Below are 5,583 nucleotides of genomic sequence, written 5' to 3'. Positions count from 1 at the left end.
CGCCGCAAGCCGCAGGACGGCAAGATCAACTTCGTCAAGTTCTCGGCCACGCACAAGCTCGAACTGCGCGTCGCGACGATCCCGACGAACAACGGCCTCGAGGACGTCGTGATGCGGCTGCTAGCCTCGGCCAAGCCGGTGCCGGTCGACAACCTGGGCCTCTCGCCCTACAACATCAAGCACCTCAAAGAGGCGATGGAGCGCCCCTACGGCCTGGTGCTGTGCGTGGGCCCGACCGGCTCAGGCAAGACCACCACCTTGCACTCGGCGCTCTCCCACATCAACGTGCCGGAGCGCAAGATTTGGACGGCCGAAGACCCGATCGAAATCACCCAGCCCGGCCTGCGCCAGGTGCAGGTCAACCCGAAGATCGACTGGACGTTTGCGAAGGCCCTGCGCGCCTTCTTGCGTGCCGATCCCGACGTGATCATGGTGGGTGAAATGCGCGACGAAGAGACCGCGCAGATGGGCGTCGAAGCCTCGCTCACCGGCCACCTGGTGCTGAGCACGCTGCACACCAACAGCGCGCCCGAAACGGTGACGCGCCTGCTCGACATGGGCATGGACCCGTTCAACTTTGCCGACTCGCTCTTATGCGTGCTGGCGCAGCGCCTGGTGCGCCGCTTGTGCAACCACTGCCGCCAATCGCGGCTGGCCACCGACGACGAAGTCAACGAGCTGCTCGACGACTACCTGCACGTCTGTCCGAGCGACCTTCCCCACTTCCAGCGCGACACCTTGCGTGCCGACTGGACGGCTCGCTTCGGCAAGGAAGGCCAGCTGCGCATGCACCACAGCCCCGGCTGCGAACACTGCGGCCACACCGGCCAGCGCGGGCGCGCGGGGCTGCACGAGCTGATGGTGGTGTCACGCGAAGTGCGCCGCCTGATCCAGACCGGCGCGCGGGCCGAAGAGCTCCAGCGCACCGCCATGACCGAAGGCATGCGCACGCTGCGGCAAGACGGAATCGAGAAGGTGCTGCAGGGTGTGACCAGCCTCGCGGAAGTGCGGGCGACCAGCAACGTCTAGCGCCAGACTCCGTTGGGGCTGGGCCCCAACTACCGTTCGGTCTGAGCTCCACCACCGTTCGGGTTGAACCCCACCCACCGTTCGCCCTGAACCTGTCGAAGGGTGCGCACAGCACCGCACACAAGCCCTTCGACAGGCTCAGGGCGAACGGAAATCAATCCCGAAACCGCGGGTTGTGCGTCTGCAAATAAAGCGCCGCGTTGCCGTACGCCGCCGGAAACCGCCCCCAGGTCTGCACGAGCTGCTGCAGCTCGGCGGGCACACGTGACTGGGCCAGGAGGTTCTGGCCCGGCTTGTCCGACAAGATGTCGTAGGCCGCAAACGGCTTGCGCTCGATCAGCATGTGCTGGCCCACCAGCACGCCCAGCTCGCCGGGCCCGGTGAACTGGAACTCGAACGCGACACGGGTCGCATCGAACTGTGCGTCGAGCAAGTCGCGCCCCAGCGTGGTGTTGCGATAGCCAATGCCCGCGATCGACGCCAGCGTGGGCAACACATCGACCTGCTGCGCCCAGCTCTCCACCCGGCGCGCTGGCACACGGCCGGGTGAATAGACCAGCAAGGGCGTGTGACCCTGCGTGATCGCCAGCTCTTGCCAAGCGCGCGGCAGGTGCGGGCCAGTCAGGCCGATGATGCCGTGGTCGCCGATGAAGGCAAACACCGTGTTCTTGAAGTAAGCCTCTTTCTGCGCACGCTGCATGAACTGGCCGATGCACCAGTCGAGGTAGGCGAACGCGCGGTACTCGGCGAGCGAGATGAAGCCCTGCGCCTTCAACTCGGCCTCGCTGGGTGCGGGCGGCGCAAAACCGAGCTTCAGGTCTTCGTCCGGGATGGAATACGGCCGGTGGTTGCCGCTGGTCTGGATGATGGCGAAGAAGGGCGTCTTCTGCTCGCGGAAGAGTTCATTGGCCTCGAAGAAGACGTTCTTGTCAGACACACCCCACACATCGACCGTGGGTGACTTGAGCCGCCCTTGTTCGTAGATCTCGATGCCATCGATGTTGGCCGTGAGCACGCCCCGCACATTCGCCCACGAGGTGCTGCCACCGATGAAGTAGAACTTCTGGTGGCCCTTGAACTCGTTGACGATGCTGTGCTGGTTGGTGGCGGCCGGGTTGCGCGAGGCGGTGGACTGGGCCGAGACATCGGGCATGCCGGTGACGGTGGCGAACACACCCCGTGCGGTGTGGCTGTGCGCGCTCATCATGCGGGTGAACAACAAACCATCGCGTGCGAGCGCGTCGAACGACGGCGTGGCGCCCAGCGGGTTGCCGAGCGCGCCGGTCTTGTGCGCGGCAAACGATTCGAGCAGCACCAGCACCACGTTGACCGGCTCGGCGCCCGGCTTCGGCGGCACCGTGCGCAAAAACGAAATCGGCTCGCCGGGCTTCAGCGGCGGCAAGCCGACGAAAGCGCGAATGGCATCGGCGTCGGGCCGCATCTGCGCGTCGTCGAGCCGCTGGGCACGAAAGCTCCAGCTGTCGCTCAGGCTTTGCAGCGGGTTGAGCGCAAGCGACTGCGCAAAGCTGTGCGGCAGCTCGACCGCGTCGCTCCAGCGCAGCGGGTACTGCGACAGCTTGCCGTGCACCACGAACACCGCCAGCGCGACCACCACTGTCTCGGCAATTCGCGCGTTCCGCAGGCGCATGGCCGGCGCGTGGGCGAGCCGCACCCACAGCTGCACGAACACCGCATGGCACAGCAGCATCCACGCCAGGAAACCGAGCACGATCCAGACGACGGGGTACGACTGCCACACCATGCCGGCGGCCTCGCCGGTGTCGCGTGCCAGCGAAAACACCACCGCCGACAGGCGCTGCGCGAGGTAGGCGTAGTGGCCCGCGTCGAAGATCGCCGCCGCGCCCCACAGGGCCGCCACGATCATCCAGAACGCCCACCACAGGCTGCGTGCATGCGGCGGGCGAATGCGCGGGCCCAGCCAGGGTAACGCGCCCAGCAGCCACACCGCGCCCACGCTGAGCACGGCCACGCGCGCATCGAAGCGCGCGCCCAGCCACAAGGCACCCGCCCAATCGGCCGCCGACAGGCCAGCCGGTGCGAACCACAGGCCGAACACGATGCGCGACAAGGTGGCCGCGACAAGCAACACGCCTGCCATCGCTAGCGCGAGTCGAAGATGGGATCGGATGGGCAACATCGCTCAGCGGCTGGCACGCCAGCGCGCCACCAGGCTGGAGGCGGCCCACAGCCACAACCAGGGGTCGAGCAGCGCGTCCCACAGGTTGCCGCTGGGCAGCCGGAACACGGCAAACAACATCAGTGACAACGACACCGCCACGGCCATACCTCGATGGCGCCCCAGCGCCATGGCCAGCACCGCGAGGGCGCCCAGCAGCAGGCCGGCGATGGCCGCCTCTCGGCCGAAACCCTGCGCGTACAGGCCCAGGTGCAACCAGCCCACGCTGTCGGCATAGAGCACCGCACCGACCAGCACCAAGGCACTCGCCAAGCCGGTGGGCAAGACGCGATAGCCGGTCGCACCTTGTGCATTGACCCAGATCGTCATCACACAACAGGCCACCAGCAATCCGCTGGGCGCCTGGAAAGACAGCCCCAGCCAATAGGCCGGTGACACCGGGCCGGGCACTGCACACCACACGAAGACCAGCACCAGCCAACCCACCGCCAGCGCCACCGGAAACGGGCGCCTGCGCGACAGCAGGCCCACGCCACAGGCAGCCAGCACCATGCCCCAGGCGGCATGCGCCCACATCACTTGCAGACCGAGCCAGGGCAGGTTCACCGTGCGCCCTCCGCCCAGCGAATGTCGTAGACGTGGTGCGCGATGGCGCTGCGCTGCTGGGTGTAGGTGACGTGAAGCTGATCGCCGATTTGCACCAGGCTCGGGTACGAAAACTCGTCGCCCTGCACGCCCCGCCGCACGTCGAGCGCGGGCGCCCAGTTCAGCGCGTCGCCGGAGGTCGACAAACGCAGCCACTGGCGTGGTGAGCCGCCCGCCACCGCGTCGTTGTGCAGCAGCACGTAGCCACCGCCGCTCAGCTGCAGGCCGGCAAGGGAGTTGTCGGCGTTGGCGAGTACCGCCGGCGGCTCGTCTTGCCAGCTCAGGCCCGCATCGCGGCTCACCGCCTGCTGCACGCGGCGCTGCGGGCCATGGTCGCGCATCACCGCACGCAGCTCGCTGCCTGACAGCGGCAACAAGGCCGGCTGCAAGGAGGTGCGCGCCTCGCCAATGCGCTGCACGCTGCGCGGCTCACCACTGGCATCGAACGAGATCACCATCGGGTACTTGTTGCCCAGCTCGAAGTAGGCGGGCAACAACCAGCCGCCATCGCTCAAGCCCACCGGCCGCGTGCGCACCAGCACACTGGTGTTCCACAGCGGCGTGAGCGGCAACAGGCGTGTCACGGCAAAACTCTGGCCGCCGTCGTCCGACACCAGCTGCGCCACGCGCGAAGCGGCCCAGCCGCCGAGGCCGGTGGCCACCATGTAGAGATGCACCCGGCCATCGGGCGCGACCCACAGCACCGGGTTGCCGATGCGCCGCACGCCCAGGTGCAGCGCTCGGCCCAGCGAGTCGCGGTCGACCACGGCTTGTGGCGCGCTCCACTGGCCATCACGAAAGCGCGCCACATAGAGGCGCACGTCGGGTGCACTTTCGCGCTGCCCGGCCCACCAGCAGGCCAGCAGCTCGCCGTTGGGCAAGGCCGCCAGGGCGCTGGCGTGCGCAGCCGGCACACCGGGCGGCGTGGGCAGGGTGCCGGTGCTGCGCTCGACCAGCGTGAAGGCCCTCGCAGGTGCTGCGGCGGCCACCAGCGAAGGCGCTGCCGGCGGCGGCACGCCATCGAACCGGCGCCACTCGGCCACGGCGCTGACCGCAAGGCCGGCCAGCGCCAACAAAAACCCTGCCGTGGAAAAACCGCCCGTTTGCTTGAACACTGTGCTTGTGCGCCCTGTGGAAAACCGGGCGATTGTGACAGCGGCCCCATTCGGTGATCTGGCGCAGAATGTGGCAGCCCGACCGGGGGCGGGTGCAGTCGCCCGCACCCTCGTTGCAGGACAAGGAGACACCATGGATCGATACGCTGCGAGCTCGTTGCCCGCTGGCACGCGGCCTTTTGAGGTGACGCACGGCCCGGATCACCTGCAGACCATCGAGCAGTCGCACCAACGCTGCCGCGCCATGGGCCTGACGGAAAACGCGATCCCCGAGCTGAACCCGGTGTCGGCCCACGGTGCACGCCAGATGCGCGAGCAGCACCAGCGTCTGTTCGAACACGCCACGCCGGTGATGGAAATGTTGTGCGAGCAGATCCTCTTCACCAAAAGCATCGTGGCGCTGGCCGACGCGCAGGGCAACACGCTGCAGGTGATCGGCGACAACGGCTTCATGGAGCGGGTGCAGCAGGTGGCGCTGTCGACCGGCGTCAACTGGGCCGAGTCGACCAAGGGCACGAATGCGGTGGGCACGGCGCTCTTCACGGAAGCGCCGACGCTGGTGCATGCGCAGGAGCACTTTTTCGCGGCCAACCGCTTTCTCACCTGCTCGGCCTCGCCGATCTTCGACCACGCCGG

General features: G+C 67.7%; 4 protein-coding genes and 1 pseudogene. 2 read left to right on the top strand and 3 right to left on the bottom strand.

Features of this window, described 5'->3' with window-relative positions:
- Positions 1-1,029 (top strand): ATPase, T2SS/T4P/T4SS family (locus RMO40_RS11660; protein ID WP_309720962.1); only part of this gene is annotated, 1,029 nt, incomplete at its 5' end.
- Between the two features lie 154 nt (positions 1,030-1,183).
- Here RMO40_RS11660 and RMO40_RS11655 read toward each other — a convergent pair.
- From RMO40_RS11655 to RMO40_RS11645, 3 genes are read right to left on the bottom strand one after another with little or no spacing between them, the layout of a single operon-like run.
- Positions 1,184-3,148 (bottom strand): sulfatase-like hydrolase/transferase, encoded by a 1,965-nt coding sequence (locus RMO40_RS11655; protein ID WP_309720959.1) that lies wholly within the window; start codon positions 3,146-3,148, stop codon positions 1,184-1,186.
- 42 nt (positions 3,149-3,190) lie between these two features.
- Positions 3,191-3,793, bottom strand: a complete 603-nt coding sequence (locus tag RMO40_RS11650) for a hypothetical protein (RefSeq protein WP_309720956.1) — start codon at positions 3,791-3,793, stop codon at positions 3,191-3,193.
- The gene (locus RMO40_RS11645) at positions 3,790-4,947 is read right to left on the bottom strand and encodes a sialidase family protein (RefSeq protein ID WP_309720951.1); all 1,158 of its coding nucleotides are present in this window, start codon (positions 4,945-4,947) and stop codon (positions 3,790-3,792) included. The genes RMO40_RS11650 and RMO40_RS11645 overlap by 4 nt, the downstream gene beginning before the upstream one ends.
- A 133-nt stretch (positions 4,948-5,080) precedes the next feature.
- Between RMO40_RS11645 and RMO40_RS11640 the strand changes: the two are divergent.
- Positions 5,081-5,583: pseudogene (locus RMO40_RS11640) on the top strand (sigma-54-dependent Fis family transcriptional regulator); the annotation flags it as partial.

It is taken from the genome of Rhizobacter sp. (assembly GCF_031412075.1).
GTDB lineage: Bacteria > Pseudomonadota > Gammaproteobacteria > Burkholderiales > Burkholderiaceae_C > Rhizobacter.
This window is presented reverse-complemented; position numbering and strand designations above follow the sequence as displayed.

Excerpts from the sequence above, each read along its gene's own strand:
- RMO40_RS11655 (WP_309720959.1), bottom strand. The coding sequence starts at position 3,148 with ATGGCAGGCGTGTTGCTTGTCGCGGCCACCTTGTCGCGCATCGTGTTC.